Genomic DNA, 25,653 nt, shown 5'->3' with positions numbered 1-25,653 from the left:
TCCGCCTCGCTGACGCTCACTCACAGCTGCCCGCTTCCGACTTCGTCGCCGGTCACCACGGCGGCGGACTCGGCCTCGACGATCACCTTGGCCAGGTCGCGCGCGCTGCCCTGTTCGAGCACCTCGAGCAGCTGGGCGAGCGGCACCACGGTGCCCGACTCGGCCTCGATCTCGTTTTTCATCTCGACCACCACGAGCGATTCCAGTCCGTAGTCGCGGATCGGGGTCGCCTCGTCGATCTCGGTGATGGGCTTGCGCAGCGCACGCGCGATCCGTTCCCGCACGAATCCGGTGAGCGCGTCGAGCCGGGTCGGCCGGTCGACGTGGTGGGCGCGCGCCAGCGCCACGGGACCGGACGGCCTGCGCTTGGCCGTCGCGGGACGGACGGTGGCGTGCACGTGCTGCTCCTCGGCGACGCGCCGTTCGGGCAGCCAGTGCCTGCTGCGGTTCCAGGGGTAGTGCGGCAGCGGCACCCGGCCGCTCGGCGCTGCGAGCAGGGCCGACCAGTTCAGGTCGTGGCCGCCGAGGTAGAGCTCGGCGACGCTGTGATCCAGCGACGCGGACCTGGACTGGCCGCGACGCAGGCTCGCCGCCAGGATGACCGAGCGGTCGAGTTCGCCTGCGGCCGAGGCGATATCGCGGATAAGCACCGGATGCGGGCCCACTTCCAGCACGGTGGTCAGCGCGGCGTCGTCGGCCAGCGCCGCCTGGATCGCGGGCGCGAAGAGCACGGCGTCGACGAGATTGGCCGCCCAGTGCGCCCCGGTGAGGTGGTCGCCGGTGACGCGCTTGCCGGTGACGGTCGAGTACATCGGGATGGTCCCGATTGCGGCGCCCACCGTGTCGGCGTGCGCCGCGAATTCCGGTGCGCACGCGGCGAGCAGCGTGCTGTGGAAGGCGTATTCCACCGGCAGATCCTTGGTCGACGCGCCGCGGGCGCTCGCCTCCGCCGCGATCCGGCGCACCTCGGGCGCAGGGCCGGTGATCACGGTCGAGCGTGGGCCGTTCACAGCGCCGATCGTGACCTCGGACTGTCCGGCCAGCAGCTCGGTCACCGCCGCGGCGGGCAGGCCGATGCTGCACATCGCGCCGCCGCGAGCGTGCCGCTCGGTCAGCGCCGCCCGCCGCACCAGGATCTCGAAAGCCTGCTCCCTGGTGAGCATTCCGGCGACGGTCGCGGCGACGATCTCGCCCATGCTGTGGCCGACGACGGCGGCGGGCCGCACGCCCCACGACTGCCACAGCGCGGCCAGCGCCAGCTCCACCGCGGCGATGCACACCTGCGCGACATCGGTGCGGTGCAACCTGCTGTCGGATTCGGCCGCCAGCAATTCCTCCCACAGCGACCAGCCGGCCAGCTTGCGCACGAGCACGTCGCAGGCGTCGATCTCGGCCCGCGCGACGGGCTCGTCGGCGAGCAACCTGCCCATCTCCGGCCACTGCGAACCCTGCCCGCTGAACACGAACAGCGTCCGGTGCCGCGGCGCGTTGCCGATGTGCCTGGCCGCCTTCGCGGTTCGGGCACGGTCGACCAGCGCGTCGACCGTGTCGCCGGTGAGGCACAGCCGCACCGGCAGGTGCGCGCGCCGGGTGGCCGCGGCCGCGCAGATCTCGGCCGCGGTCGCGTGGTCGGCGACGGCGAGCAGATCGGCGTAGCGCCCGGCCAGCGCACGGGCCGACGCCGCGCTGCGCGCCGAAATGGGAAGCACCAGGGCGCCTTCCGCGTGCGGATCGACCTCCTCGCGCGGCGCGGCGGCCAATACGGCGTGCACGTTCGCGCCGCCGAAGCCGAACGAGCTGATCGCGGCCAGCTTCGGCCCGGTCCCGCCGCCGAGCGGGGTGCGCTGCGTCGGTAGCCGCAGCCGGGTTCCGGTGAGATCGAGCTCCGGGTTGGGCCGCTCCAGATGCAGGTTGGGCGGCACCTCGTCGTGTTCGAGCACCAGCATCGCCTTGATCAGGCCCGCGATGCCCGCGGCGGCTTCCTGGTGTCCGAAGTTCGTCTTGACCGCGCCGACCGGGCACGGCTCGTCGCCCGCGCCGTACACCGCGCGCAGCGCGTCGAACTCGATCGGGTCGCCCAGCGGCGTTCCGGTGCCGTGCGCCTCGATGTAGACCACGTCGGCGGGCTCGGCCGCGGCATCGCGCAGCGCGCGCCGCAGCAGGTCGGTCTGGGCGCGTGGGCTCGGCGCGGTCAGACCGTTGGTGCGTCCGTCGTGGTTGGCCGCGGTGCCGCGGATGAGTGCGCGCACCGATCGGCCCTCGGCCTTGGCCAGCGACTCCCTGGTGAGCACCACCATGCCGCAGCCCTCGGCGCGCACGATGCCTTCCGCTCCCGCGTCGAAGGTGCGGCAACGACCGCCCGGCGCGAGCGGAAGCACCTTCTCGGTGACGGTGGTGGACAGCGGCGACAAGATGGTGTTGACGCCGCCGACCAGGGCGATGTCGCAGTCCCGGTTGCGCAGCGCCCGCACCGCCAAGTGCACCGCCATCAGCGAGGACGAGCACGCCGTGTCCACCGCCATGCTCGGGCCGGACAGGTCGAGCAGGTACGACAGCCGATTGGCGACGATGCTGTGCGCGCCGCCCGGTGCTGTGTAGGCGTTGATGCCCGCCGGGTCGGCGAACTGCATCATCAGGTAGTCGCTGCCGTAGACGCCGAGGAAGACGCCGGTCGTCGCGGTGCGCAGCTCGGCGGGCGTCAGCCCGGCGTCCTCCATCGCCTCCCACGCCACCTCGAGTACCAGCCGCTGCTGCGGGTCCATCCGCTCGGCTTCGGCGGCCGAGATGCCGAAGAACTCCGCGTCGAAGCCGTCGACTTCGGCGAGCAGCCCGGCGAAGCGGCTGCTGTGCGCGGTGCGCAGGCTGCGGCGGCCGTCCTCGCTGTCGAACAGCGGCGTGATGGCGTCGTGGCCGTCGCGCAGCGCGGACCAGTAGGCGCCGAGATCGTCGATGCCCGACGGCATACGCACCGCGGCTCCCAGGATCGCCGCCGGTTCGGTGTGCGCGTCGACTTCGGCTCGCAGGGTTCGGATTTCGCGCAGCGCCTGGCGTAGTAGCGCGCGCCGATCGTCGTTCGGTTCGGTCGTCATCGGGCATCCCCTTCGGTGGACAGATCGAGCTCCGCCGACAGGAGATCGGCGAGTTCCTCATCGGTGGCCTGGTCCAGGTCCGCATCGATCTCGGGCCGGGCGTGCTGCGGCGCCTGCGCGTCGGGCACGGGCTCCGACGCCGGGAACATCCGCTGTGCCAGCTCCTCGACGAGCTGGTCTACGGTGGGGTGGGCGAAGATCAGGCTGGCCGGAATCCGGTGGCCCAAGCCGGTTTCCAGGCGGTTGCGCAGATCGACCGCCATCAGCGAGTCGAACCCGAGGTCGCGGAAGGGCGCGGTGGGGTCGACCGGCCGCGTGGTCCCGACGATGGACGCGACCTGGGCGAGCACGAAGCCGCGCACCTGCTCGAGCCTTTCGGCGGGATCGTCGATCTCGTGCAGCGACAGTGCCGGTACGGCAGGGCCGCCGGCGCTTTCGCCGCTGGGCAGCAGGTTCGCCAGCAGCTCGCGCGCCGCTGGCGGCGTGCCGGGGCCGGCCAGCGTGGGCAGGTCGAAGGCTGCCGCCGCGAGGACCGGGCCCGGGTCGGCCAGCGCCGCCTCCAGCAGGTCCATCGCGGCCTCGGTCTCCAGTGCGGGCACGCCCATGGCGGCCAGGCGGCGTTCGCTGCCCACCTGGGCGGCCAGGCCGATCGCGGCCCACGGACCCCAGGCGATGCTGTGCGCGGGCCGTCCCTGTGCGGCGCGCGCCGTGGCGAGCGCGTCCAGGTAGGTGTTGGCCGCCGCGTAGGCGCCCTGGCCCGGCGAGCCGAAAAGCCCGGCGAGCGAGGAGAACAGCACGAAATGGGTGAGCGGCTGATCGAGGGTGGCCTGGTGCAGGTGCCAGGCGCCGCGCGCCTTGCCCGCCAGCGCCCTGACCAGCCGTGACTCGTCGAGATCCGCGACGACCGCGTCCTCCAGCACGCCGGCGAGGTGGAAGACGCCGCCGATGGGTCCGGCGGCGGCCAGTACCGCGCCGAGCGCCGCGGCGTCGGCCACGTCGACGGCAGCCACGGTGACCTCGGCGCCACGCGACCGCAGCTCGTCGATCACCTCTTCGGCGTCGGCATCCGGTGCGGAACGGCCGAGCAGCAGCAGTTTTCGCGCGCCGTGCGCGCTGAGCCAGTCGGCGACGCGCAACCCGAGCGCGCCGAGACCGCCGGTAACGACCTGGCACAGCTCCGCATCGATGGCCACCGAACTACGGGTGCGCGGCACCGGAACCAAGCGGGGCGCGAGCACCTCCCCGTCGACCGAAACCTGTTGCGGCGACTGCGGATCCCGCAGGACGGCGACCAAGCGGTCCACATCGGCGCCGCTCGGCGCCGCTGGCAGATCGATGACGCCGCAGGACGATTCGGGATGCTCGGTCGCGATCACGCGGCTCGCGCCCCACAGGCTCGCCGCCGACAATCGCGCCTGCCGCGCCGAACGCTGGGTGTCCGGGGTGAGCAGCCACAGCCGCGGCGCCTCCCGCCAGGTGCGCCCGATCACGAACCTGGCCAGCTCCACCGCATCCGCCGTGTGGCTCGCCGCGACGGCCGGGTCCTCGGCGGCGCTCGCGTAGGCCCGCGCGTCGATGATGCCGCGCAACCCTTCGCCGGATTCGTCGATGGCCGCCTCGTACTCGTGCGCGTCGGCGCGCACGACGCGGTCGCCGCGGGCGGTGAGGCGTTCGGCCAGCGCCGTCAGGGCGGGATGCTCTCCGCCGAGGACGAGCCAGCTGCCGCGCTGGGCGCGCCCGCCGGTGGATTCCAGCGGCTGCCAGGCGAGCCGGTACAGCCTGCCGTGCTCGGCGGCGGACGCTTCGGCGGTGGTGACCCGGAAGTCCATGGCCGAGCACAGGACTCGCCCGTCCTCGGTCAGCACGACCAGGTCCGCGATCAGATCGCGCTCGCCGTACTCCACGATCCGCGCGTGGCACCAGATCTCGGTGACGGGCGCGGCGGGCGTGGCGAACTGCACGCGGGTGGCGCCTGCGGGCAGGGCGAGCGCGTCGGTCAGCCGCGGTCCGGCCGCGGCGGCGATGGCGTGCAGGCAGGCGTCCAGCAACGCCGGGTGCAGACCCGTTCCCGCCGTGAGCGACGTGGGCAGCGTGAGCTTTCCGACGGCTTCGTCGCCGCCGCGCGAAAGCTGAGTCAGTCCGCGGAACGCCGGGCCGTAGTGCAGGCCGTTCCCGGCCAACCGCGCGTAGAACTCGTCGAGCGGCACCGGCTCGGCACACCGCTTCAGCAGTTCCGCGATCTCCGGGGCGGGCCGATCGGTGAGCGGCGCTGGCGCCTGGTCCAGCCAGCCGCGCGCGTGCGTGACGGTAGCGCCCTGCGGATCGGAGACGATCGCGAATTCCGAACGCCCGCCCGCTGATTCGACCACCAGCTGGAGCGGCGACGAAGTCCCCGGCAGCAGCACGTGCGGCGCCTCGAACGTGACGTTGGTCAGCACCACGGTCGGCGTCTCGCCGCCGGCGAGATCGCGGGCGGCCTGCGCGGCCGCGCCGAGCCAGTACGCACCGGGGACGACCGGCACCTCGTCCACCACGTGATCGGCGAGTTCCGGCGCGGCGTCGGCCTGCAGCGGCCACACGCCGAGCTCGGGATGCGTGGCGATCCGCACGCGAGGACCGAGCCAGCCCCCGGCCTGCGGAACGGCGGCGGCCGCGCCACCGGCGCGAATCAGCGGGAATCGCTGGGCATTCCAGCCCTGCGAGGGGATCGGCACCGGACTGGCCGGCCGGTAGAGGCGGGTCCAGTCCAGGTCGGCGCCCCGGGTGTAGAGCAGGCCGAGCGAGTGCAGGAAGGCGAAGACCTCGTCCTCGTCGCGCCGGGCCGAGGACACGGTGACCACCTCCGCGCCGGGAGCGGCCGCGTCCGCGATCTCGGTGAGCGAGCGGGCGAGCACCGGGTGCGGGGCGATCTCGACGAAAGTGTCGTGGCCCGCGTCGAGCAGCGCGGTGATCGCGGTGTCGAACAGCACCGTTTCGCGCAGGTTGCGCGCCCAGTAGTCGGGATCGACGAGCGTCTCGGTGAGCGGGCCGCCGGTGACCGTCGAGTACAGCGGCACGGTGGGCTGCCGTACCGCGATGTCGCGCACGGCCTCCCGCAGCCGGGGCCGCAGCGGTTCGACGGCGGGGCTGTGCGCCGCGAAGTCCACGGCGATGCGCCGCGCGAACACCCCGTCGGCCTCCAGCCGCGCAACGATCTCGTCCAGCGCGCCCGGTTCGCCGGAGATGACGGTCGCGCGCGGCCCGTTGACCGCCGCAACCGACACTCGGTCGCGGTACTCGGTGAGCGCCGAATCCACCTGCGCCGCATCGAGTTCGAGCAGCGCAAGGCCGCCGCGGCCGGAGATCTCGGTGAGCAGCGCGCTGCGCACGCACACGATGCGCGCGGCGTCGGCCAGCGACAGCGCGCCGCTGACGTGCGCCGCCGCGATCTCGCCCATGCTGTGCCCGCAGACCGCCGCGGGTTCGATGCCGAAGGCCCGCCAGGTCTCGGCCAGGGCGACCTGCATGGCGAACAGCGCGGGCGGCACGTGGGCGGTGCCCTTCGCGACGATGCCGTGCTCGGCCGACCACAGCCGCACCCCGAGCAGCAGCTCCAGCTCGGCGGCGCAGCGGCGCATCGCGTCCTCGAACGCGGGCAGCGCGGCGGCGAGCGCGCGGCCCATGCCGTCCCACTGCGAGCCCTGCCCAGGGAAGACCAGCGCGGTGCGCAGGGCGCGACGGCCGGGCGCCTGCGGTTCGCAGACTCCGCGCACCCGTTCGCCGTCCGCCAGCGCGTACATGCCGTCGATCAGCTCGTCGATGTCGCGGGCCACCACCGCGGCGCGGTGCCCGTCGTGGTCGCCGCGCAGCGCCGCGGTGGCGGCGGCCCTGGCGAGCCAGCGCGGATCCTCGCGATGGCGTTCGGCGGCGCGCGCCCAGCCGCGCGCCCGCCGCCGCAACCCGTCCTCGGACCTGGCGGTCACCGGGAAGAGCACGAAATCGGTTGTGCCGACCGGTTCTTCGGCTTCGGTGGCGGGCGCGGTGGACAACACGACGTGCGCGTTCGTCCCGCCGAATCCGAACGAGCTCGTCCCGGCGATCGCGGCGCCCTCCGCGTCGACCGGCAGCGCCTCGACCTGCGACTGCACCACGACGGGTACCCGGTCCAGCTCGAGCAGCGGGTTGGGCCGCCGGTAGTGGACGGTCGGCGGCAGCTCCCGATGATGCAGGGAGAGCGCGGTTTTGATCATCCCGGCGACGCCCGCCGCGGCCTCCAAGTGGCCGAGGTTCGATTTCGCCGAGCCCACCCGCAGCGGACTCTTCGGGTCGCGGTCTTGGCCGAGCACTGCCGCGAGGGCACCGACCTCGATGGGGTCGCCGACCGCGGTTCCTGTCCCGTGCGCCTCCACGAAGGCGACCCGGCTCGGGTCGACGCCCGCGGCGCGGTAGGCCGCGCGCAGCACCCGCTCCTGCGCGGGACGGCTCGGGGCGATGAGCCCGTTCGTCCTGCCGTCCTGGTTCACCGCCCCGCCGCGGATCACGGCGTACACGCGGTCGCCGTCGCGGCGAGCGCGGTCGAGCGTCTTGAGCACCACCACGCCCGCCCCCTCACTGCGGACGTAGCCGTTGGCGCGCTCGTCGAACGGCTTGCAGCGCCCGTCCGGGGCCATCAGCCGCCCCTTGCTGAAGCTCAGCGCCACCCGGGGCGCCGCGATGACGTTCACCCCGCCCGCCAGCGCCACCTCGGACTCGCCCGCGCGCAGCGACTGGCAGGCCAGGTGCACCGCGACCAGCGAGGACGAGCAGGCGGTGTCCACCACCATGCTCGCGCCCGCCAGGTTCAGGCAATAGGACAGCCGGTTGGCGACGATGCTGAGCGCGGAGCCGGTGCCGTCCTGCGCCGACACCTCGGTGCCCGGCGCCAGCACTGCGACGCCGTGGTCGTACGACGCCGCGCCGAGGAAGACGCCGGTCGGCGTGCCTGCCAGCCTGCTCGGGCCGATGCCCGCGTCCTCGATGGCGTGCCAGGCGACCTCGAGCAGCAGGCGCTGCTGCGGGTCCATCCTGGTGGCCTCCTTGGCCGCGATGCCGAAGAACTCCGCGTCGAAATGTTCGACGTCGTCGAGGAATCCGCCCCACTTGGTGGTCATTCGGCCCGGCGCGTCAGGGTCGGGGTCGTACAGCGCCGCCCCGTCCCAGCGATCCGCGGGGACCTCCGTGATGGCGTCCACGCCCGCGCGGAGCAGGTCCCAGAACTCCTTCGGCCCGTCGGCGCCGGGAAATCGGCAGCCGATCCCGACGATGGCGATGCCATCGGCCGGGTCGGCGGCGAATCCCTTCTGCTCGGTGGTCTCGGTCGGGCCCGCGAAGGCGGCGGCCAGTGCGGCGGCCGCGGCGGCGACGCTGGGGTGGTCGTAGGCGAAGGTGGGTGACAGGCTGATCCCGGCCCAGCGCTGCAGGTCGTCGGACAGTTCCACCGCCTGCATCGAGGAGAGGCCGAGCGCGGCGAACGGCACATCGACCGGCAGGCCCGCCGGATCGGCGCCGAGTAGCTCGGCGATCCGCGCGACCAGCCAGGCTTCGATCTCGGATGCGGACCTCATCACCGCACCGCCTGGGTCGAGGCGGGCGAGGTGATCTCGTCGAGGGCGCCGTCCTCGAACGCCGCGCGGGTCGCGCGCCGTTGCAGCTTGCCGCTGGAGGTTTTTGGCACCGTGCCCGCCCGCACCAGCACCACCTTCCCCGGGGTGATCGAGTGATCGACGGTGACGGCGGCGCGCAGCGCCGCGGTCAGCGCGGCGACGTCGGGCTCGGCCTCCGCCTTCACCTCGGCCACCACGATCAGCTCCTCACCGCCGTCCCGGTCGACCGCGAACGCGGCGGTGCAGCCGCGCCGGATGCGCGGGTCGGCGTTCTCGACGGTGTGCTCGATGTCCTGGGGGTAGTAGTTGCGCCCGCCGATGATGACGAGATCCTTGCGCCTGCCGACCACGTAGAGCTCGCCGTCGACCAGCGCGCCGAGGTCGCCGCTGCGCAGATACGGACCCGACTGCGGCGCAACGGTTTCGGCGCGGAAGGTGTCCTCGGTGGCCGCGTCGTTGCCCCAGTAGGCCAGCGCCGCGTCCGGTCCGCCGATCCAGATCTCGCCGACCTGTCCGTCGGGCGCCGGGACCTTGGTGTCCGGGTCGACGATCAGCAGCTCACGGTGCAGCGTCACGCGTCCCGAACCGACCAGCGTCTGATCGGCGCCCGGCGTGACGCGGCCCTGGGCCAGCTCGTCACGGCTCACCGTCAGCGTGACCGCGCCCGCGCCGAGGCGCGAACCGGTGGTCATGAGCGTGGACTCGGCCAGCCCGTAGCAGGGGTAGAAAGTGTTCGCATCGAAGCCGTTCCCGGCGAATTCGGCGGCGAACTTGGCGAGCGTCTCCGCGCGGATGGGCTCGGCGCCGTTGAACGACACCTCGAGCGAGCTGAGGTCGATGCCCTCCCGATCGGCGGCGGGGATGCGGCGGCAGCACAGTTCGTAGGCGAAATTCGGGCCGCCGGTGATGGTGGCCCGGTAGCGGGTGACGGCGCGCAGCCAGCGGATCGGGCGCTGCACGAAGGTCAGCGGCGGCAGCAGCACCGTGCGGCTGCCCGCGTAGACCGCGGGGACCACGATGCCCATCAGGCCCATGTCGTGGAACAGCGGCAGCCAGCCGACGATGCGCGATTCCGCGCGGTAACCCATGGTGTGGCAGAGCAATTCCTGGTTGTGCATGAGCGCGTCGTGGGTGACGACCACGCCCTTCGGCGCGGAGGTCGACCCCGAGGTGTACTGCAGGAACGAGACGTCGGCGCCGGTCACCGGCACCGGCTCGAAGTCCTGTGCGCCCCGCGGGTCGGCCGTGATGCCGATCCAGCGCAGGCGATCCAGTTCGGGGGCCGCCTCGGCCAGCAGCGCGCGGGTCTGCTCTGGCGCGGCGCACAACACCGCGGCGGCGCCGCAGTCCTCGGCGATGGTGCGCAGGGTCTGCACCCGCCGCGCCGAGGTGACCGGGAACGGCGGGTACACCGGCACCGCGACCACGCCGGCGAACTGGCAGGCCAGGAACGAGAGCACGAAATCCGCGGAATCCGGCGCGACGATGAGCGCCCGGTCGCCGGGCGCGACCTCACGCGAAATGCGAGCGGCCAGTGCGCGGGTCAGTTGCTCGAGTTCTCCGAAGGTCCAGGAATGCGATTCGTTTTCGCCGTCCGGCAAAAATGTGTACGCAATTCTGTCGGCAGCGTCGGCGGCGCGCTGCGAAATTGCCTCGGCGAGCGTTCGGGCCCGGAGTGTGGTTTCCATCGCAATCCCTCCTCGATCAGCCGGCAGCTCCTCACGACGGTGCCGACAGAACAGGGACATTACGGGCGCAGGCGACGAAGTGGACAGGCTTAAAACGGGGTCCGAAGGGTGAAACATGCAGGATCGGAAGACATATCACTTTCGGACGGAAAACTTTCGAAAGGAATAGTCCGGAGGAACTGTCACCTTTGTGTAATGGCGATCGATGCAGTGTGCCGGATACGGTCCCGCTGCACCGAAGAATTGCCGAACACAGAGCGGAGAAGAACTGTGACGAGCAACACAGCGCGGGAGCGCATCGCCATTTGGTCGGATTTCGGGGGAGTGCTCACGCCACCGGTAGCCGAAACATTCGCGGCATTCTGCGCGAAAACGGGATTGGCGCCGGATCCGCTGCGCCGCGCGATCGCGGAGGTCACCGCGTCGTTCGGTACCGAGGACATGATGCTGCCGCTGGACACGCCGCTGATCGGCGAGGACGAGTGGCTGGATCTGGTGCGCGCCGCGTTGCGCAAGCAGGGCGTGCACACCGCGGTGCCCAGCCTCGCCGAGACCTGGTTCGACGGACGGAAGGCCAACGCGCAGTGGGAGAACGCGCTGCGGCGCTACCGCGACGCGGGCTTGTTCGTCGGCATGCTGTCCAACATGCCGCCGGCGTGGGAGCCGCACTGGCGGCGGATGGTCGTGGCGGAGGAGCTGTTCGAGGAGATCGTGAACTCGGCGCAGGTCGGCTGCCGCAAGCCCGATCCCGAGATCTTCGAGCTGGCGGCCGCCCGCGCGGGCATCGAGCCCGAGCGATGTGTCCTGGTCGACGACCTGCCGCAGAACTGTGCGGGTGCGCGGGCGGCGGGCTGGCGCGCCGTGCAGTTCCGAGACGCCGCGACCGCGATCGCCGAGGTGGACGCCGAGCTGCGTCAGCTCGTCGGCGCGGGCGTCGCGATATAGGCCGAGGCCGCGTCCTCGTGCGCCAGCCGGCGCAGAGCGCTGAACATCGCATCGCCGAGCGCGGTCCAGACGACCAGCGCCTCGGCCATGCTCTCCGCGTTCGGCTGGCGCAACAGCGTGTCGATTTCCTTGGCCGCGATCCGTTCGGCCAGTTCGGCGTAGTCGTCGAGCAGGTCCCAGTGCTCCTGCCCCAGCCTGCCGAGGGTGGCGAGCACCGCGGCGAGCGTGCCGCGCGCCGGGTTCGTCTCGCGGACCTGCCAACCGCGCCTCGCGATGAGGTCGCGGACCTGCTCGGCCGCGGCCAGCTGCGTCTCGTCCGGCTCGGCCGCAGGCGGCCGCGACATCGCGAACTGCGCCTTGCCCGCGGACTCCAGCACCGTCATCCCCGGCGTCCGCATCTTGTCGAGCACTTCCCTGGTCGCCGCCACCGACAAGCCGCCGACCTCGATCAACGCCCGGACCAGCTTGAGCCGCCGCACGTGCGAATCGTCGTATTGCATCTGGTTCGGGCTGGTACGTTCGCCCGGGAAGAGCAGCCCCTCGCGCATGTAGTACTTGATGGTGGGTGCAGGCACGCCCGAGACCTTGCTCAACTCGGCGATACGCATATCCGCCTCCCGTCCGCGGCTACTTCTGGTCGACCCAGTGTACGGGTAGACGGATAGCGGCCAGTCCCGGTTGCTGTTCGAATGCCCGGTGGGGTCAGGATAAATCTTCGCTCACGCGACGGCCGCGCGCAGGCTTCGACCGAACCGCGTCCGGCAGCGCCCTCAGGCGGAATCCTGTTGTCCCGTGTGGGCCCGGTACCGATTCACCGCGTCTATTCGGGAGACGGCGCCCAGCTTGTCGAAAATACTCCGCAGGTGCCGCTTCACGGTGCCCTCGGTGATCGACAGGGCGTTGGCGATCTGACGATTCGTCATCGCCTCGGCCACCAGGCGCACCACCTGCTCCTCGCGCGCCGAGAGCCTGCCCCGATTCGCCGCCGAGCCGGTGAGGAAGTCGCGCGGCACGCTGACGGTGATCTGGTCCTCGACCGCGGCGACCCCGCGGATCGCGCTGACCAGCTCGCTGCGCGAGATCTTCTTGTGCAGGAAGCCCCGCACGCCCGCGTCGAGCATGTCGTAGAGCAGGGTCTCGGTGCCTGTCGAGCTGAGCACGACGACCGCCGCGGCCGGGCAGGCGCGGGTCAGCGCGCGCACCATCTGCACGGTGGCGCTGCCGATTTCGTCGTTGTCGAGCACGATCACGTCCGGATTTACGGCAGCGGCGAGATATCCGGCCTCACTCCATGACACGTCGCCGACCACCGCGAAATCTTCTTCGGAATTCAGGAAACCGCACAACATCTCGCGGGTGAGAAAGTTGTCCGTCACAATCTGAATGTGGACGGCCCGTTGCGGCAGACCGTTTGTCGGAATCACCGAAACGAGACGTGGAGCGGAACATTCCGAAACGGCATCCGGCGCCGCATTTTCGATGTTTGCCGGGCGTTTTGCTCGGGCGGTTCCACTCATTTTCACCATCCACCTCGGGGTTGCATGAGTCGGGCACGGCAAGCGTCGTCATGACACTCCCGTGCGTTTCCGACCCGTCGGCCGATGCCACGACAGCACACGGCATCAACCCGCTGGATTTCTGTTCACCGATGAACCAGAGAACCGGCCCCGCCCCGGATCGGCATCGAAACGACCACCGACACTTGGCATTTGGAACCTGCGACCGGTTATAGGAAGTGACCCTATCCGTAAACGGTTGTCTCCACAACCCGAGTGTTCCGCAGCGCACAATTCGGCTTCAAGTGTTCCCGATCCGTTAACACTTACCGCAAGGATTGGAAACGTGATTGTGAGAAGTGCGTGCCGGAATTAAAGGTCAAGCCACAAAAAATAGGGGCGCTCGGCGGGATTCGTCGAGGGAACCAGGACGGTCAGCGGCCGCCGCGTCCGTCGCCCGCCAACCGGCCGCGGCGGATGAGATCGCGCTTGGTGCCCGGTGTGATGGGCGGCAGCGCCGCGCCGGTATCCGCCTGCGGCTCTTCGGGATTGGGGCGCACGAACAGTGTGACGGTCGCGGCGGGACGGAAGCCGCTGCGGGTCATCAGTGTCGCCGAGGCGGTGTTGTTGTTCTCCACGTCGGCGACGATGCGCAGCGCCCCGCGCGCGAACAGCGCCGTCGAGCACGCGTCGACCAGCCTGCGCGCGATGCCGCACCCTTGCATGTCGGGCGCGACGGCGATCCATTCCAGGTAACCCCAGTCGTCACGCAGCTCGAATTCCATGGAGCCGAGCACGAATCCCACCACTCGATCGGAATCCAGCGCCACCCAGCACGCGTTGTCGGGACTGTCCAGGTGCTCGGCCACGCTGGTCAGCGACCAGGAGGTGTAGGGCTTGGTGCTGGTGTCGAAGACCTGGTGCCCGAGATCGAGCACCTGGCGCAGATGGCCGAGGCCCATCGGGACGATCACGGTGGCGGTGTCCATGGCGGTTAGTTTGCCAGGGGCCCGCCGGTGTACCGCCGAGGACGCGAGCGCGCCTGGCGCTGATGTCCGCGGCCGGCGCTGATGTCTCAGCGTCGCCACTCCCGCAGTTCCAGGTCGACGATGACCGGATGCATGAGCGTCGAGACGGGGGCGCCGGTGTCACGGCGGTCGGGTGCGAACACCGCGGCGGCAGCCAGCGACGCCTCGTCGAGTGAGCGCAGCGGCGCGGGCGGGTCGAGGCGCAGGCGCGGTTCGGCTTCCCCGCTCGCCAGCACGAAACCCCAGTCGCCGAAGCTGGGTACGTCCACGTGGTAGGGCAGCGTCCGCAGGCCCGCGGCGCGGACGGTGTTCGCGATGCACCAATACGAGCGCGGCGCGAAGAACGGGGAACCGGACTGTACCGCCAGTGTGCCGCCGGGCGCGAGCACGTGGGCGGCCATCGCGTAGAACTCTTTCGAGTACAGCTTGGCGATCGAGGTCTGGTCGGGATCGGGAAGATCGATCAGCACCGCGTCGAACGCGCCGGGGGCGTCGCGCAGCCAGGAGAAGGCGTCCTCGTTCACCACGTGTACCCGAGGATCGTCGAAGGCGTTGTGGTTCAACGCGGTCAGCCGATCGTCCGTGCGGGCCAGCCGGATCACCTCCGGGTCCAGCTCCACCAGGGTGATCGTCTCCACGTCGGGGTAGCGCAGGATCTCGCGCAGCGCGAGGCCGTCGCCGCCGCCGAGCACCAGCACGGTGCGGCGCGGACCGGCGAGTGCGGGATGCACCAGCGCCTCGTGATACCGGTATTCGTCCACCGAGGAGAACTGCAGATCACCGTTGAGGTAGAGCCGGGTGTCCGGCGTGCCGAACGGCGAGATCGATTCGGTGAGCACGATGTTCTGGTATTTCGTCCGCTCGTGCAGCACGATCGGGTGGGCGAACAGCGCCTGCTGCGCGGTCGCTTCGAACCGGTCGGCGTACAGATAGCTGCCGAGCAATGTCGCCGCGACGAACGCGGTCAGCGCCCCGAACACCCAGCGCGCCCGCGGCCGGAGTTCGGTGCGGAACAACAGAAACACCAACGCCAGTCCCGCCCCCGCGTTCACGACGCCGACGATCAGGCTGCCGCGGATCTGGCCGAACACCGGAAGCAGCAGGAACGGGAAGGCCAGCCCGCCGAGCAGCGCGCCGACGTAGTCCGCGGCGAAGAGGTCGGCCACCGCGCTGCCCGGCTCCTGCTTGCGTATCCGCTGCAAAAGCTCCATCAGCAACGGGATTTCGGCGCCGACGAGGACGCCGAGGATGCTCGCGATGGCGATGAGCGCCGTGGTGTAGATGTTCAGCCAGGCGTAGGCCGCGTAGAGCATCAGTACCGACAGCCCGCCGAGCAGCGCGAGGAGCAGCTCCACCGCCACGAACGCCGCCGCCGCGTGCCCGCGCAGCGGCTTCGCGGCGAGCGCGCCCAAGCCCATGGCGAAGACCATGACGCTCAACGTGATCGACGCCTGCGCCGCGGTGTCGCCGAGCAGGTAGCTGCCCAGCGTCACCAGCGACAGTTCGTAGACCAGGCCGCAGGCCGCGCACACGAACGCGGTGACGAGCAGCGCGATGCGGGCCGGGCGGCGCCGCAGCGGCGATAGCGGCGCGGTTTCGGTACCCGCGCGCACTATTTGCCGCTCTGGCCGCGGTATTCGCTGCCCGGGGGCTGGCTCTGCCAGCCGAAACTCGACACCGTCGAGTGATGGCGCCGGTACCCGTTGGCGTACTGGTCGACGAGGATCATCGAGCCAGGTCCGTGCGGGGCGACGGTGATGATGTCGTTGCGGTACTGCAGATACGTGCGGTCGCCGACACGGCGGTTGTCCAGCGGCTGCGCGGCGGCGACGATGGCGCCGCCGACCGCGGCGGGCGCCGATGTGGTGGTGTAGGCACGACCGTCGTTCACCTGGTCGAGCGACGTGGCCCGGGAATACTTGGCGGCGATGAAATCGCGCGCGCTCTCGACGTCGTCGCCGCAGCCGGCGACGGAGAGCAGCAGCGCGGCCACCGCGACGAAACCGATGACCGTTCTGCCGAGGTGGTTCATGCTTCCCCCCGTCGAGCGCCGGGCCGGGCCCGGTGGGTGATACGTCGAGTCCCCTCCGTCGAAACTCGACGGGCACTGTATCACCGACGCCGCGGTCGGCGTCCAGTCCGCGAATCCGCATCGCGCTAAGCGCCTTTGCGCGCCGGAGTCTTCTTCGCGGCCTTCTTGGCAGGCTTCTCGGCGGTCTTCGTGGTGGCCTTGGTCGTCTTGGTCGCCTTCGCGGTCTTCTTCGCGGGCGTGGCCTTCTCCGCGGTCTTCTTCGCCGCGCCGCCGGAACCCGCCGCGCGCCTGCCGCTGGCCTCCAGGCTGCGCTGCAGCGCGGCGACCAGATCGACCACCTCGGCGTCCATCTCGGCGGGCACCGGCTCGGGTTTTGCGGTCACCCGTTCGCTGCCGCTGGCGATCGCCTCGTCGAGCATCTTCTGCAGTTCGGCCTGGTACTCGTCGGTGAACTGGCTCGGATCGAAATCGTCGGACATGGACTCGACGAGCGTCTCGGCCATCTTGATCTCCTGCGGCCGCGGTTCGGACGCGTCCTCCAGCGATTCGAACTCGACGGCGCGCACCTCGTCGGGCCACAGCAGCGTCTGGAGCACCAGCATGCCCTCGCGCACCCGCAGCGCGGCGAGGCGAGTCTTCTGGCGCAGCGTGAAGTGGACCAGCGCGGTCCGGTCGATGCGCTCCAGCGTGGTCGCCAGCAGCACGTAGGCCTTCGGCGTATTGGAGTCCGGCTCGAGGTAGTAGCTCTTGTCGAACAGGATCGGGTCGATCTGCTCGGACGGCACGAACTGCAACACCGGAATCTCGTGCTTCTCGGCGGCGGGCAGGCGGGCGAAGTCCTCGTCGGAGAGGATCACCGTGTCCCCGTCCGGGGACTCGTACGCCTTGGCGATGTCGACGTAGTCCACCGGCTTGCCGTCGACGGTGCAGACGCGCTGGTATTTGATCCGGCCGCCGTCCTTGGCGTGCACCTGGTGGAATTTGATGTCGTGGTCCTCGGTGGCGGTGTACACCTTGACCGGGACGTTTACCAGCCCGAATGCAATCGAGCCCTTCCAGATAGCTCGTGCCATCACTCCATGATGGCCGAACCACCCTGCCCGCGCGAGCGAACCGGGATCCCCGAGGTCGCGGCGGCGATTCGCACTCGTGATCGGGCCGGAAGCGCAGCGAACAGCGCGCGCATGGCGGCGACGGTCCCGCCGAGGTCGGTGCGGCCCGAGAGATAGGCGCGTTGCAGGGGCGCGGGCAGGGCGAAGAAGGCGTCGAAGAACCCGGGAACCTCGGCGGGCGGTAGCGCGAGCAGTGCGCGCAGCCCGGCCGCGCGCAGGGCGCGCACGACGCGGGCCGACGGCGGCCACGCATTGTGACCCGCGGCGACCGTGTCGGCCACGTCGAGCGCCGCCGCCACGCTGTAACCCGTTGCGGGATGAGTGAATCCGCCCGCCGCGCCGAACGAGCGCGGGCCCGGTCGGCCGCCCTGCACCGGGAAGCGCACCCGCTCGACGGGCTCGTCGCCGTCGAGTGCGATACCGCGCTCTCGCAACCGGTGCAGCAGCCTGGCGCGTAGCTCGCCGGTGTCCAGCGCGGGCCGCCCGGCCAGGCAGGTTTCCTCGAGCAGCATCGCGCCGCCGCCCAGCGGCACCGCGTACAGGAAAGAGCGCGGTGCGGCCGGGTGCGCGCCGTTGTCGGCGCGCCAATCCATGAACAGCGGTTCGATCCCCGCGGCCGCGCTCGCGTCGACGATCACGCCGTAGGCGGTCTGCTCGGCGCGGGTGGGGGAGCGGGCGATCCCGCGCGCGTCGATCACCCGATCGGCGGTCAGCACCCGGCCCGAGGCCAGCGTCACGGCGTGCCGTTCGAGCCGCACTGCGCGATCGGCGACGACGTCCGCGCCCGTCAGGTCCAGCGCGTTCCGCAACCGGGTGGTGCCGAGCACGACGTAGCCGCGGTCGAGTTCGTGGCGCCGGGCGCCCCACGCGACCGGACGCGACACCCTGGCGGCCACGACATCGGGATCGAGCCACTCGGGCAGCTCATCGGCCCAGGCGGCGTAGGTCGCGGTCCACGGCCGCGAGGGCGCGGGATCGACGGCGGTCACCGCCATGCCGTGGGCCAGCGCGCGGTGGGCGAGCGCGCGTCCGGCCGGTCCGAGTCCGCAGACGACGATGTCGGTCACGACGCTCGCCGTTGCTCGGTGCCCGTCGGTCGCTGTCGCCGGATATCCATCGGTCCCTGTCGCTCCGTGCTGATCGGTCCCTGTCGCTCGGTGCCGGCTCGTCGCCGTCGCACGATGCCGGTCGGGTGCCCTGGCCTGGTGCCGATCGGCTGGCGTGGCTCGGTGGCAGTCGGCTGCCGTCGCGCGGTGGCGGTCGGCGATGGTCCAGCGTCGATCAGATGCCGCCGGTGGAGAGCAGTCCGCCGTCGACCCGCACGGTCTCGCCGGTGATCCACGCGGCCTCGTCCGACACCAGGAACGCGATCAGCCGCGCGACGTCCTCGGGCACACCGAGCCGCTTCATCGGGTACACCGCCGCCGCCCGCTCCTCGTCGGCGGAATAGAGCGCGTCGGCGAACTTGGTCTTGACCACGCCGGGGGCCACCGCGTTCACTCGGATCTTCGGGCCCAGCTGCCAGGCCAGCTCGTGGGTGAGGTGGATGAGGGCGGCCTTGGAGGCGCCGTAGGCGGCGATCACGCCGCTGGACCGGATGCCCGCGACGCTCGCGACGTTCACGATCGCGCCGCCGTGCTCGCCCATCCACGCCTTGTACGCCTCCTGGATGTACCCGAGCGCGGCGACCACGTTCACGTCGAAGATCTTGCGCACAGCGTCCAGGTCGGCGTCCATCAGCGCGCCGTAGATCGGGTTGATGCCGGTGTTGTTGACCAGGATGTCGAGCGAACCGAACTCCGAGACCGCGCGCTCGACCGCGGCCGCGCGGCTGTCCGCGTCGCCGGAGTTGCCCGCCAGCGCGACGACCTCGCCCTGGTGGCCGAGCGCACGCAGCTCGGCGGCGGCCTCCTCGAGCGGTTCGGGTTTCCGCGCGGTGATCACCACGTTCGCGCCGCGGCGGAGCAGTTCGGCCGCCACCGCCTTGCCGATGCCCCGGCTGGCCCCGCTGACCAGCGCGCTCTTACCCAACAGATCGGTACTCATGGCACCGCACGCTACCGAAGCCGGGCGTACGGCAGTTATCGCGGTCACACCGGCTTCCTCGGATGCGGGGCGCGGCGCGGGCACAGGTAAAATCGGTGGTTCTTGTGCCTCGAGGGGGCGCACAATCGAGCAGCGGCTGCTCGGCCCGCCAGGACACACCCACCGCCATCCGTGAGGAGCCCATCTGTGATCACCGCGACCGACCTCGAGGTCCGGGCCGGAGTCCGCACCCTGCTGTCGGCGCCCGGTCCCGCGCTGCGGGTACAGGCCGGTGACCGCATCGGACTGGTCGGGCGCAACGGCGCGGGCAAGACCACCACGCTGCGCATTCTGGCGGGCGAGGGCGAGCCGTACGCCGGGAAGATCCTGCGCTCCAGCGAGATCGGCTATCTGCCGCAGGATCCGAAGGAAGGCAACCTGGACGTGCTCGCGCGCGACCGGGTGCTCTCGGCCCGCGGTCTGGACACGCTGATCCGGGACATGGAGAAGCAGCAGGCGCTGATGGCCGAGGTGGCCGACGAGAAGGAGCGCGAGAAGGCGGTCCGCAAGTACGGCAGGCTCGAGGAGCAGTTCTCGGCGCTGGGCGGCTACGTCGCCGAGAGCGAGGCCGCCCGCATCTGCCACAGCCTCGGCCTGCCCGACCGGGTGCTCGGCCAGCCGCTGCGCACCCTCTCCGGCGGTCAGCGCCGCCGAATCGAGCTGGCGCGCATCCTGTTCTCCGCCTCCGACGGCAGCGGCGGGCGCTCGGACCGCATCCTGCTGCTCGACGAGCCGACCAACCACCTCGACGCCGACTCGATCACCTGGCTGCGCGGGTTCCTGCAGAACCACGACGGCGGCCTGATCGTGATCAGCCACGACGTCGAGCTGCTCGACGCGGTGGTCAACAAGGTGTGGTTCCTCGACGCCGTGCGCGGCGAGGCCGACGTCTACAACATGGGCTGGAAGAAGTACCTCGACGCCCGCGCCACCGACGAGCAGCGCCGCCGCCGCGAGCGCGCCAACGCCGAGAAGAAGGCTTCCGCGCTCAAGGCGCAGGCCGCCAAGCTCGGCGCCAAGGCGACGAAAGCCGTTGCGGCGCAGAACATGGTCAAGCGCGCCGAGCGGCTGCTCAACGAACTGGACGACGTGCGGGTCGCCGACAAGGTGGCCAGGATCAAGTTCCCCGAGCCCGCCGCCTGCGGCAAGACGCCGCTGATGGCCGAGAACCTGACCAAGATGTACGGCTCGCTGGAGATCTTCACCGGTGTCGACCTGGCGATCGACCGCGGCAGCCGGGTCGTGGTGCTCGGCCTCAACGGCGCGGGCAAGACCACGCTGCTGCGCCTGCTGGCCGGGGCGGAACAGCCGACCGCCGGCGGCCTGGTGCCGGGGCACGGTCTGAAGATCGGCTACTTCGCCCAGGAGCACGACACCCTCGACGACGACGCCACGGTCTGGGAGAACATCCGGCACGCGGCGCCGGACGCGGGGGAGCAGGACCTGCGCGGCCTGCTCGGCGCGTTCATGTTCACCGGTCCGCAGCTCGACCAGCCCGCGGGCACCCTGTCCGGTGGTGAGAAAACCCGTCTGGCGCTGGCCGGGCTGGTGTCCTCGGCGGCCAATGTGCTGCTGCTGGACGAACCGACCAACAACCTGGACCCGGTGTCTCGCGAGCAGGTGCTCGATGCCCTGCGCACCTACGCCGGGGCCGTCGTGCTGGTCACCCACGATCCGGGCGCGGCGGAGGCACTGTCCCCGGAGCGGGTCATTCTCCTCCCCGACGGCACCGAAGACCACTGGTCCGCGGAATATTTGGAACTTATTCAGCTTGCGTGAGTTTCATCACACGAACCCGTTGATCACGGACTGCTCAGTGCTTAGCCTGGAAAGACGCGCTGCTCGGCGACTCGGAGGAAGCCATGAGCGACAGGGCCACACAAAGCAAGGCCGTATTGGGTAAGGGCACACGCGTCACGGGGAAATCGCGTGACCGTCTGCAATCGCAGCTGAAGAAGCAATACGAGGCGGGTGCCAGCATCCGCTCGCTGGCGCGGTCGACAGGGCGCTCCTACGGCTTCATCCACAACGTGCTGGTGGAGTCGCACGTGCAGCTCCGCAGCCGCGGTGGAGCGAATCGCCGTAAGGGCGTCGGCAAGTAGCGTCCGCGCCGGTCCGAAATCGGTGGCTGCGCAGCATCTTTCGCAGCCACCGCGAGGGATTCGTGATGCCCGCACCGTTCGGAATGCCGAGACGGTGCGCGGCGAGACGTACCCGCTCCGGCGAGTGAGCCTGCGCCGCCGACCAGCCTCGTTCAGTACCCGGGGACCATGCCGTCGCTGTGCACGAGCAGGTTGGACAGGCTGCGGAAGATCGGCAGGCCGGTCTTGATCTCCAGGTAGGCGAACTGGCCCTGCGGGTTGACCTCGAGGAAGTAGTACTCGCCGTCCAGCCCGAGGCGCAGGTCGAGTACGCCGAAGCTCAGGCCGAGCGCGCCCATGAGCGTGGCCAGGGATTTGCTGACCGACGCGGGCAGCTGGCCGCGGGCGAAGTCGACGGAGGTGTCCAGCCGCGAATCGACCCGGCCGACGCCTGCCTGGGAATCGATGCGCACCGTCCACGCGATGCCGTCGACCCACACCACTCGCAGGTCGCACTCGGCCTGGATGTAGTCCTGGAAGGTCGTCGGCGCCGACCGGATGCCTGCCAGCTTGCCGAAGTCGGCCGCGGTGATGATCCTGGTCTCGGCGAATTCCGCGCGCCCCGTGCCGGTGCGCTTGTAAACCACTGGGCCGGGCCGTGATTCGGCGAAGCTGCGGGCCTCGTCCGGATCGTTGGTGATCAGCGTCTCCGGTATCGCGAATCCGGCGCGCTGCGCCGTCTCGAGCTGGACGATCTTGCGGGCCGCGGTGCGGTCGGCGCCGGGATCGTTGATCCAGAACGCCGGGATCGACCACAGCAGGCCCTGGATGAAGCCGTCGCACTCGGCCTGGCGGTAGGCGTCGTCGGAGGCGCGGACGCCGCCGGGGACCCGGCACGGGTGCGGTCGCCGCCACCACACCGAACGGACGGTGTCGAGCCCGATCACGTGCGAGAGCGAGCGGGTGGTGCCGAGCCGGTCCAGCCGGAAACTGCCTGACTCGCGCGGGAAGTCGCGCAGGTCGAGGTGTATCGGACTGAGCCCGTGGTGTTCTCGCAATGTCGCCGCCATCGCGGTGGCGTGCAGATCATCGGATTCGGACACGATCAGGACCGAGCCTGGGAGACGGCTCACCATGGGCAGGTCCGCTCAGTCGAGACTGTCGCAGTTGATGCCGTCGTCACTCGTCGCGAACGATTTCGTCTGGCAGTACGTATAGGTCGCACCGCTGCCCGCGGGATAGTCCACCAGCCGCAACCGATCGGCCCAGGTGGCCGTGAGTTGTTGCAGCAGTTCGTCGCCCAGCGCTTCCGAGGGCGGGGCGGCGATGGTCATCGGCCGGTCCACGAGATCGATGCGCAGCCTGCGGGTGAAGTCGGCGGTGGCGCCGGGGCGGATGTCCACCAGGACCGGCCTGCCGTCGCCCGCGTGATCGTCGGCGGCGTTGTCGAGCATGCGGAGCACATCGTCACGGCGGAAGGTCCACGTGCCCTCGGCGACACGGACGGTGATCTCGCGTTCCGACTCGGCCACCAGAAGGCCCTGCAGCGCGGGTACGCGGTCTTCCGTCGACGTGGCACCGGGTCGGTGGATTGCGTCGGCCATGGTCTGCTCTCCGATCTGCTCGCGATTTGCCAGGACCCCCGAGCGTGAACCGAATCATAACGCGGGAGGGGGCTGCCCCGGCCCGGATCGAAAGATTTCACGGCCGTTGGCAAACCGGATCCGGACACGGAAGGCGCTAGCGCCGAAAGATTTTCGGCAGACCCGAAATAGGCCCACCGCAACATTTCAGCTAATTTCATCCGGGGGTAGCGGACGAGTATTGCCCAAGATTGGCGGCCATGCCGCCCGCGCCGCGGCGCTACAGGCCGAGCAGATCCGGTCGCTCGGCGAGAGCTCGGAAACGCTCGCCCGGCTCGGCGACCAGCTTGCGCTCGGACAGGTCGAGCAGACCGCCGGTCACCGCGAATTCGGCCGAGACGGTGCCGTCGAGCTTGCGGATCTGCTGGCGTATGCGGAAGATCTTGCCCGCCGCCCACTCGAATTCGCAGCTGATCGTCACCTCGTCACCGCCGCGCAGTTCGCGGAAGTACTTGATGGTGGTCTCCAGAACCACCGGGCCGATGCCTGCGGCGATGAGCTTTTCCTGAGCGACCCCGGCGGCGCGCAGCAGCTCCCAACGGGCGTGCTCGGCGTACTGCAGGTATACCGCCTGATTCAGGTGGCCCTGGGTATCGAGCTCGTATCCGCGGACGACGACGGGGACGGAAAAGGTCATAACCGGTCGAACCCGTCGCCGCGCGCGGATGTTCCCGTCGCGCCGAAGTTTGCGTCACAGTCCTGTGCGCCAACGTATTACCGCCGGTTGGCGGTCCGCTCGGTCCACCACTGCGGTGCGTCCACGAAGTGGTTGTCGAACTCCTCCTGCGCGGCGGCCAGCTCGGCGAGCGTCGCCTCGCCCTTGCCGAGGCGGTCGAGCAGGCGGAAGTACTCGAAACGTTCGACGCCGGGCATGAGCGCGATCAGCAGCCGGGCGGAGCTGTCCGGCGACGCGCCGAACGCGTGCGGCATGAGCTTGGGAACCACGAGCGCGCCGCCCGCGCCGACGGTGACGATCTTGTCGCCCGCCAGCACCTGGAGTTCGCCTTCGGCCACGTAGAACAGCTCGTCGGACCTGGTGTGGTAGTGCGGTGCGGCCCCGTCGGCGCCCTCGGTCAGGGTGACCTCCAGGCTGCTGACCGACCCGCCGGTCTCGTTCGCGTCGATCAGCAGGCGAACCCGGACGGTGTCGGTCAGCAAGGTCTCCGCATCCTGCGGCTGACGGACGGCGACGTCGCGGTGGGGAAGGGCGGCGGTCATGACGACTCCTGTAATTCGGTGGTTGATAATTCGCTACCGAACTATATACCGGCGAATAGAATCCTGTCCATGACCGAAGTGAAACCGGATGCGGTGGACGCCATCGCCGAGCAGTGGCGGCGCGAGCGGCCCGATCTCGACCTGGAGGCGATGGCGATCATGGGGCGGCTCGGGCGGCTCATGATCGTGGCGCAGCAGGCGATCGAAGCGGTCTTCACCGCACACGGACTGCAGCGCGGCGAGTTCGACGTGCTTGCCGCCCTGCGCCGTTCGGGCGAACCGTGCCAGCTGAACCCGTCGGTGCTCGCCGACACGCTGATGCTCTCCCGCGCGGGCATGACCGGCCGCCTGGACCGGCTGGAATCGGCGGGCCTGGTGCGCCGCATCGCCGACGCGGCCGATCGGCGCGCCGTTCGGGTGGCGCTCACCGACGAGGGCAGGGAACTGGTCGACACCGCGGTGACCTCGCACACCCGCAACGAGACCCGCATCCTCTCGGCGCTTTCCGCGCAGGAGCGAAAGGACCTGGACCGCATCGCGCGGCGTCTGCTCACCAGTCTCGAAGGCGCGGACTGACGTTCGGCCGGGCGCGTCGTGGGAAGCGTCACGCGAAATCGAGTAGTTCGCTACTCGTGTGCCAGGAGTCACGTGCAGCTACCGTGTGGCATTGGCTCCAGAATTCCAGGCGGGCAAGGAGTTTCAATGATCGACATCATCACGCTCCGGGGCGTCGGCGAGCCCCGTAACCCGGACGGCGCGCCCGCGGGCATGCTGCGCGACGTCACCAAACTGCTCGACCCGGAGAAATTCACCGCGTTCGAGCCGAACTGGCCAGCCTCGGTCGGGCCTGCGCCGGAGGTGTGGGGCCCCTCGCTGGAGACCTCGGTCCGGCTCGGGATCGCCGCCGGGGTGCGGGCCATTCAGGATTCGCCGAATGTCTGCGGGCTGCTGAGCTATTCGCTCGGCGGGATCTGCGCGAGCCGCATCCTGGAGGGTGTGCGGTCGGGCAAGTACAAGAACTTCGACGGCTCGCCGCTGGAGATCGCGTTCGTGGTCAACATCGCCAACCCGCTGCGCAAAGCGGGTCAGTCCGTGGGCAACCTGTGCCCGCCGTCCACCTACGGGCTGCACGGTCAGCGCGGCGCGTGGCCCAGCCTCGACGTCAAGGAATACGCCAACCCCGGTGACATCATCACGTCCTCGCCCGCGGACTCCCCGCTGCGGGTGATCGACGCGGGCATCTCCCCGTTCTCGTTCGTCGAGGGCGCTCGCTTCGGGAACGTGGCCCCACTGATCTTCGACGAACTGCTGCGCTTCCTGTTGCAGAACCCGCTGGCCAACCTGGACCGCTACACCAGGGCGATGCACGGCGTCATCGGCTACCTCACGCCGTGGCCGGACGGTCAGCACGTCCTCTACTCGGGCCACAACATGCCCGGCGCGAATGTCCTCTGGACCACGCACGCCGCCGACTACCTCAACGCTACCCACTGACACCGGTGGCCGCCCGGCCCGGCGTGTCCCATGGCCGCATGCGGCGTACAGTCTCTCGCTGACAGGATCGGTGTGAGCCCGAAAAGGCATTGCCGCACAAGGACATCGGGCTCGACGGTGC

20 protein-coding genes are annotated in these 25,653 nt (G+C 70.4%); 5 read left to right on the top strand and 15 right to left on the bottom strand.

The annotated features are described in order from the left end of the window. Positions 1-20 precede the first annotated feature (20 nt). From AB0H50_RS30245 to AB0H50_RS30235, 3 genes are read right to left on the bottom strand one after another with little or no spacing between them, the layout of a single operon-like run. Complete coding sequence (locus tag AB0H50_RS30245) at positions 21-3,089, bottom strand: beta-ketoacyl synthase N-terminal-like domain-containing protein (RefSeq protein ID WP_357459253.1); 3,069 nt, start codon at positions 3,087-3,089, stop codon at positions 21-23. Beyond that, positions 3,086-8,671, bottom strand: coding sequence for an SDR family NAD(P)-dependent oxidoreductase (locus AB0H50_RS30240; RefSeq protein WP_357459251.1), 5,586 nt, complete (start codon positions 8,669-8,671; stop codon positions 3,086-3,088). The genes AB0H50_RS30245 and AB0H50_RS30240 overlap by 4 nt, the downstream gene beginning before the upstream one ends. Next, positions 8,671-10,398 (bottom strand): fatty acyl-AMP ligase, encoded by a 1,728-nt coding sequence (locus AB0H50_RS30235; RefSeq protein ID WP_357459249.1) that lies wholly within the window; start codon positions 10,396-10,398, stop codon positions 8,671-8,673. The genes AB0H50_RS30240 and AB0H50_RS30235 overlap by 1 nt, the downstream gene beginning before the upstream one ends. A gap of 270 nt (positions 10,399-10,668) precedes the next feature. Between AB0H50_RS30235 and AB0H50_RS30230 the strand changes: the two genes are divergently transcribed. Further along, complete coding sequence (locus AB0H50_RS30230; RefSeq protein ID WP_357459247.1) at positions 10,669-11,343, top strand: HAD-IA family hydrolase; 675 nt, start codon at positions 10,669-10,671, stop codon at positions 11,341-11,343. On the opposite strand, the gene AB0H50_RS30225 is transcribed toward AB0H50_RS30230, so the two are convergent. From AB0H50_RS30225 to AB0H50_RS30190, 8 genes are all read right to left on the bottom strand, one after another. Then, positions 11,313-11,951 carry a MerR family transcriptional regulator gene (locus AB0H50_RS30225; protein ID WP_357459245.1) on the bottom strand — a complete coding sequence of 213 codons (639 nt, stop codon included), beginning with the start codon at positions 11,949-11,951 and terminating at the stop codon, positions 11,313-11,315. The genes AB0H50_RS30230 and AB0H50_RS30225 overlap by 31 nt on opposite strands. A gap of 162 nt (positions 11,952-12,113) precedes the next feature. Continuing rightward, positions 12,114-12,719 (bottom strand): response regulator transcription factor, encoded by a 606-nt coding sequence (locus AB0H50_RS30220; RefSeq protein WP_357459242.1) that lies wholly within the window; start codon positions 12,717-12,719, stop codon positions 12,114-12,116. Positions 12,720-13,273: 554 nt separating this feature from the next. Next, positions 13,274-13,828: a GNAT family N-acetyltransferase gene (locus tag AB0H50_RS30215; protein ID WP_357459240.1), complete on the bottom strand. Its 555-nt coding sequence runs from the start codon at positions 13,826-13,828 to the stop codon at positions 13,274-13,276. 86 nt (positions 13,829-13,914) lie between these two features. Beyond that, complete coding sequence (locus tag AB0H50_RS30210) at positions 13,915-15,480, bottom strand: polyamine aminopropyltransferase (protein WP_357459237.1); 1,566 nt, start codon at positions 15,478-15,480, stop codon at positions 13,915-13,917. Continuing rightward, entirely contained in the window at positions 15,480-15,860 is a 381-nt protein-coding gene (locus AB0H50_RS30205; RefSeq protein ID WP_357459234.1) for a DUF4247 domain-containing protein, read from the bottom strand. Before AB0H50_RS30205 ends, AB0H50_RS30210 begins: the two co-directional genes overlap by 1 nt. Positions 15,861-16,024: 164 nt before the next feature. Further along, entirely contained in the window at positions 16,025-16,972 is a 948-nt protein-coding gene (locus AB0H50_RS30200; protein ID WP_357459231.1) for a Ku protein, read from the bottom strand. Then, on the bottom strand, positions 16,972-18,069 hold the full coding sequence (locus AB0H50_RS30195) for a lycopene cyclase family protein (RefSeq protein ID WP_357459382.1): 1,098 nt from the start codon (positions 18,067-18,069) through the stop codon (positions 16,972-16,974). Before AB0H50_RS30195 ends, AB0H50_RS30200 begins: the two co-directional genes overlap by 1 nt. Positions 18,070-18,292: 223 nt before the next feature. Beyond that, a complete protein-coding gene (locus AB0H50_RS30190) occupies positions 18,293-19,057 on the bottom strand; it encodes an SDR family oxidoreductase (RefSeq protein WP_357459229.1) in 765 nt (254 codons plus the stop codon). A 186-nt stretch (positions 19,058-19,243) separates the two neighbouring features. On the opposite strand from AB0H50_RS30190, the gene AB0H50_RS30185 reads away from it, so the two are divergent. Together AB0H50_RS30185 and AB0H50_RS30180 are read left to right on the top strand one after the other, a co-directional pair. Continuing rightward, the gene (locus AB0H50_RS30185) at positions 19,244-20,875 is read left to right on the top strand and encodes an ABC-F family ATP-binding cassette domain-containing protein (RefSeq protein ID WP_357459226.1); all 1,632 of its coding nucleotides are present in this window, start codon (positions 19,244-19,246) and stop codon (positions 20,873-20,875) included. Between the two features lie 83 nt (positions 20,876-20,958). Beyond that, the gene (locus AB0H50_RS30180) at positions 20,959-21,198 is read left to right on the top strand and encodes a helix-turn-helix domain-containing protein (protein ID WP_357459224.1); all 240 of its coding nucleotides are present in this window, start codon (positions 20,959-20,961) and stop codon (positions 21,196-21,198) included. 152 nt (positions 21,199-21,350) lie between these two features. Here AB0H50_RS30180 and AB0H50_RS30175 read toward each other — a convergent pair whose 3' ends face one another. The 4 genes from AB0H50_RS30175 to AB0H50_RS30160 form a co-directional block, all read right to left on the bottom strand. After that, the gene (locus AB0H50_RS30175; protein ID WP_357459222.1) at positions 21,351-22,313 is read right to left on the bottom strand and encodes a hypothetical protein; all 963 of its coding nucleotides are present in this window, start codon (positions 22,311-22,313) and stop codon (positions 21,351-21,353) included. Positions 22,314-22,325: 12 nt separating this feature from the next. Continuing rightward, positions 22,326-22,781, bottom strand: coding sequence for a hypothetical protein (locus AB0H50_RS30170; RefSeq protein ID WP_357459219.1), 456 nt, complete (start codon positions 22,779-22,781; stop codon positions 22,326-22,328). A gap of 259 nt (positions 22,782-23,040) precedes the next feature. Beyond that, the gene (locus AB0H50_RS30165; protein WP_357459217.1) at positions 23,041-23,457 is read right to left on the bottom strand and encodes a thioesterase family protein; all 417 of its coding nucleotides are present in this window, start codon (positions 23,455-23,457) and stop codon (positions 23,041-23,043) included. Between the two features lie 77 nt (positions 23,458-23,534). Then, the gene (locus tag AB0H50_RS30160) at positions 23,535-24,038 is read right to left on the bottom strand and encodes a cupin domain-containing protein (RefSeq protein ID WP_357459214.1); all 504 of its coding nucleotides are present in this window, start codon (positions 24,036-24,038) and stop codon (positions 23,535-23,537) included. A gap of 69 nt (positions 24,039-24,107) precedes the next feature. Here AB0H50_RS30160 and AB0H50_RS30155 point away from each other — a divergent pair, with 69 nt between their 5' ends. Beyond that, the gene (locus tag AB0H50_RS30155; RefSeq protein WP_357459212.1) at positions 24,108-24,614 is read left to right on the top strand and encodes a MarR family transcriptional regulator; all 507 of its coding nucleotides are present in this window, start codon (positions 24,108-24,110) and stop codon (positions 24,612-24,614) included. A gap of 126 nt (positions 24,615-24,740) precedes the next feature. Continuing rightward, positions 24,741-25,532, top strand: coding sequence for a hypothetical protein (locus tag AB0H50_RS30150; protein ID WP_357459211.1), 792 nt, complete (start codon positions 24,741-24,743; stop codon positions 25,530-25,532). The last annotated feature ends 121 nt before the right edge of the window (positions 25,533-25,653 follow it).

This window comes from Nocardia sp. NPDC050793, assembly GCF_040654065.1.
Taxonomy (GTDB): domain Bacteria; phylum Actinomycetota; class Actinomycetes; order Mycobacteriales; family Mycobacteriaceae; genus Nocardia.
The sequence above is the reverse complement of the archived record's forward strand: the minus strand, read 5'-3'. Positions and strand labels throughout refer to the sequence as shown.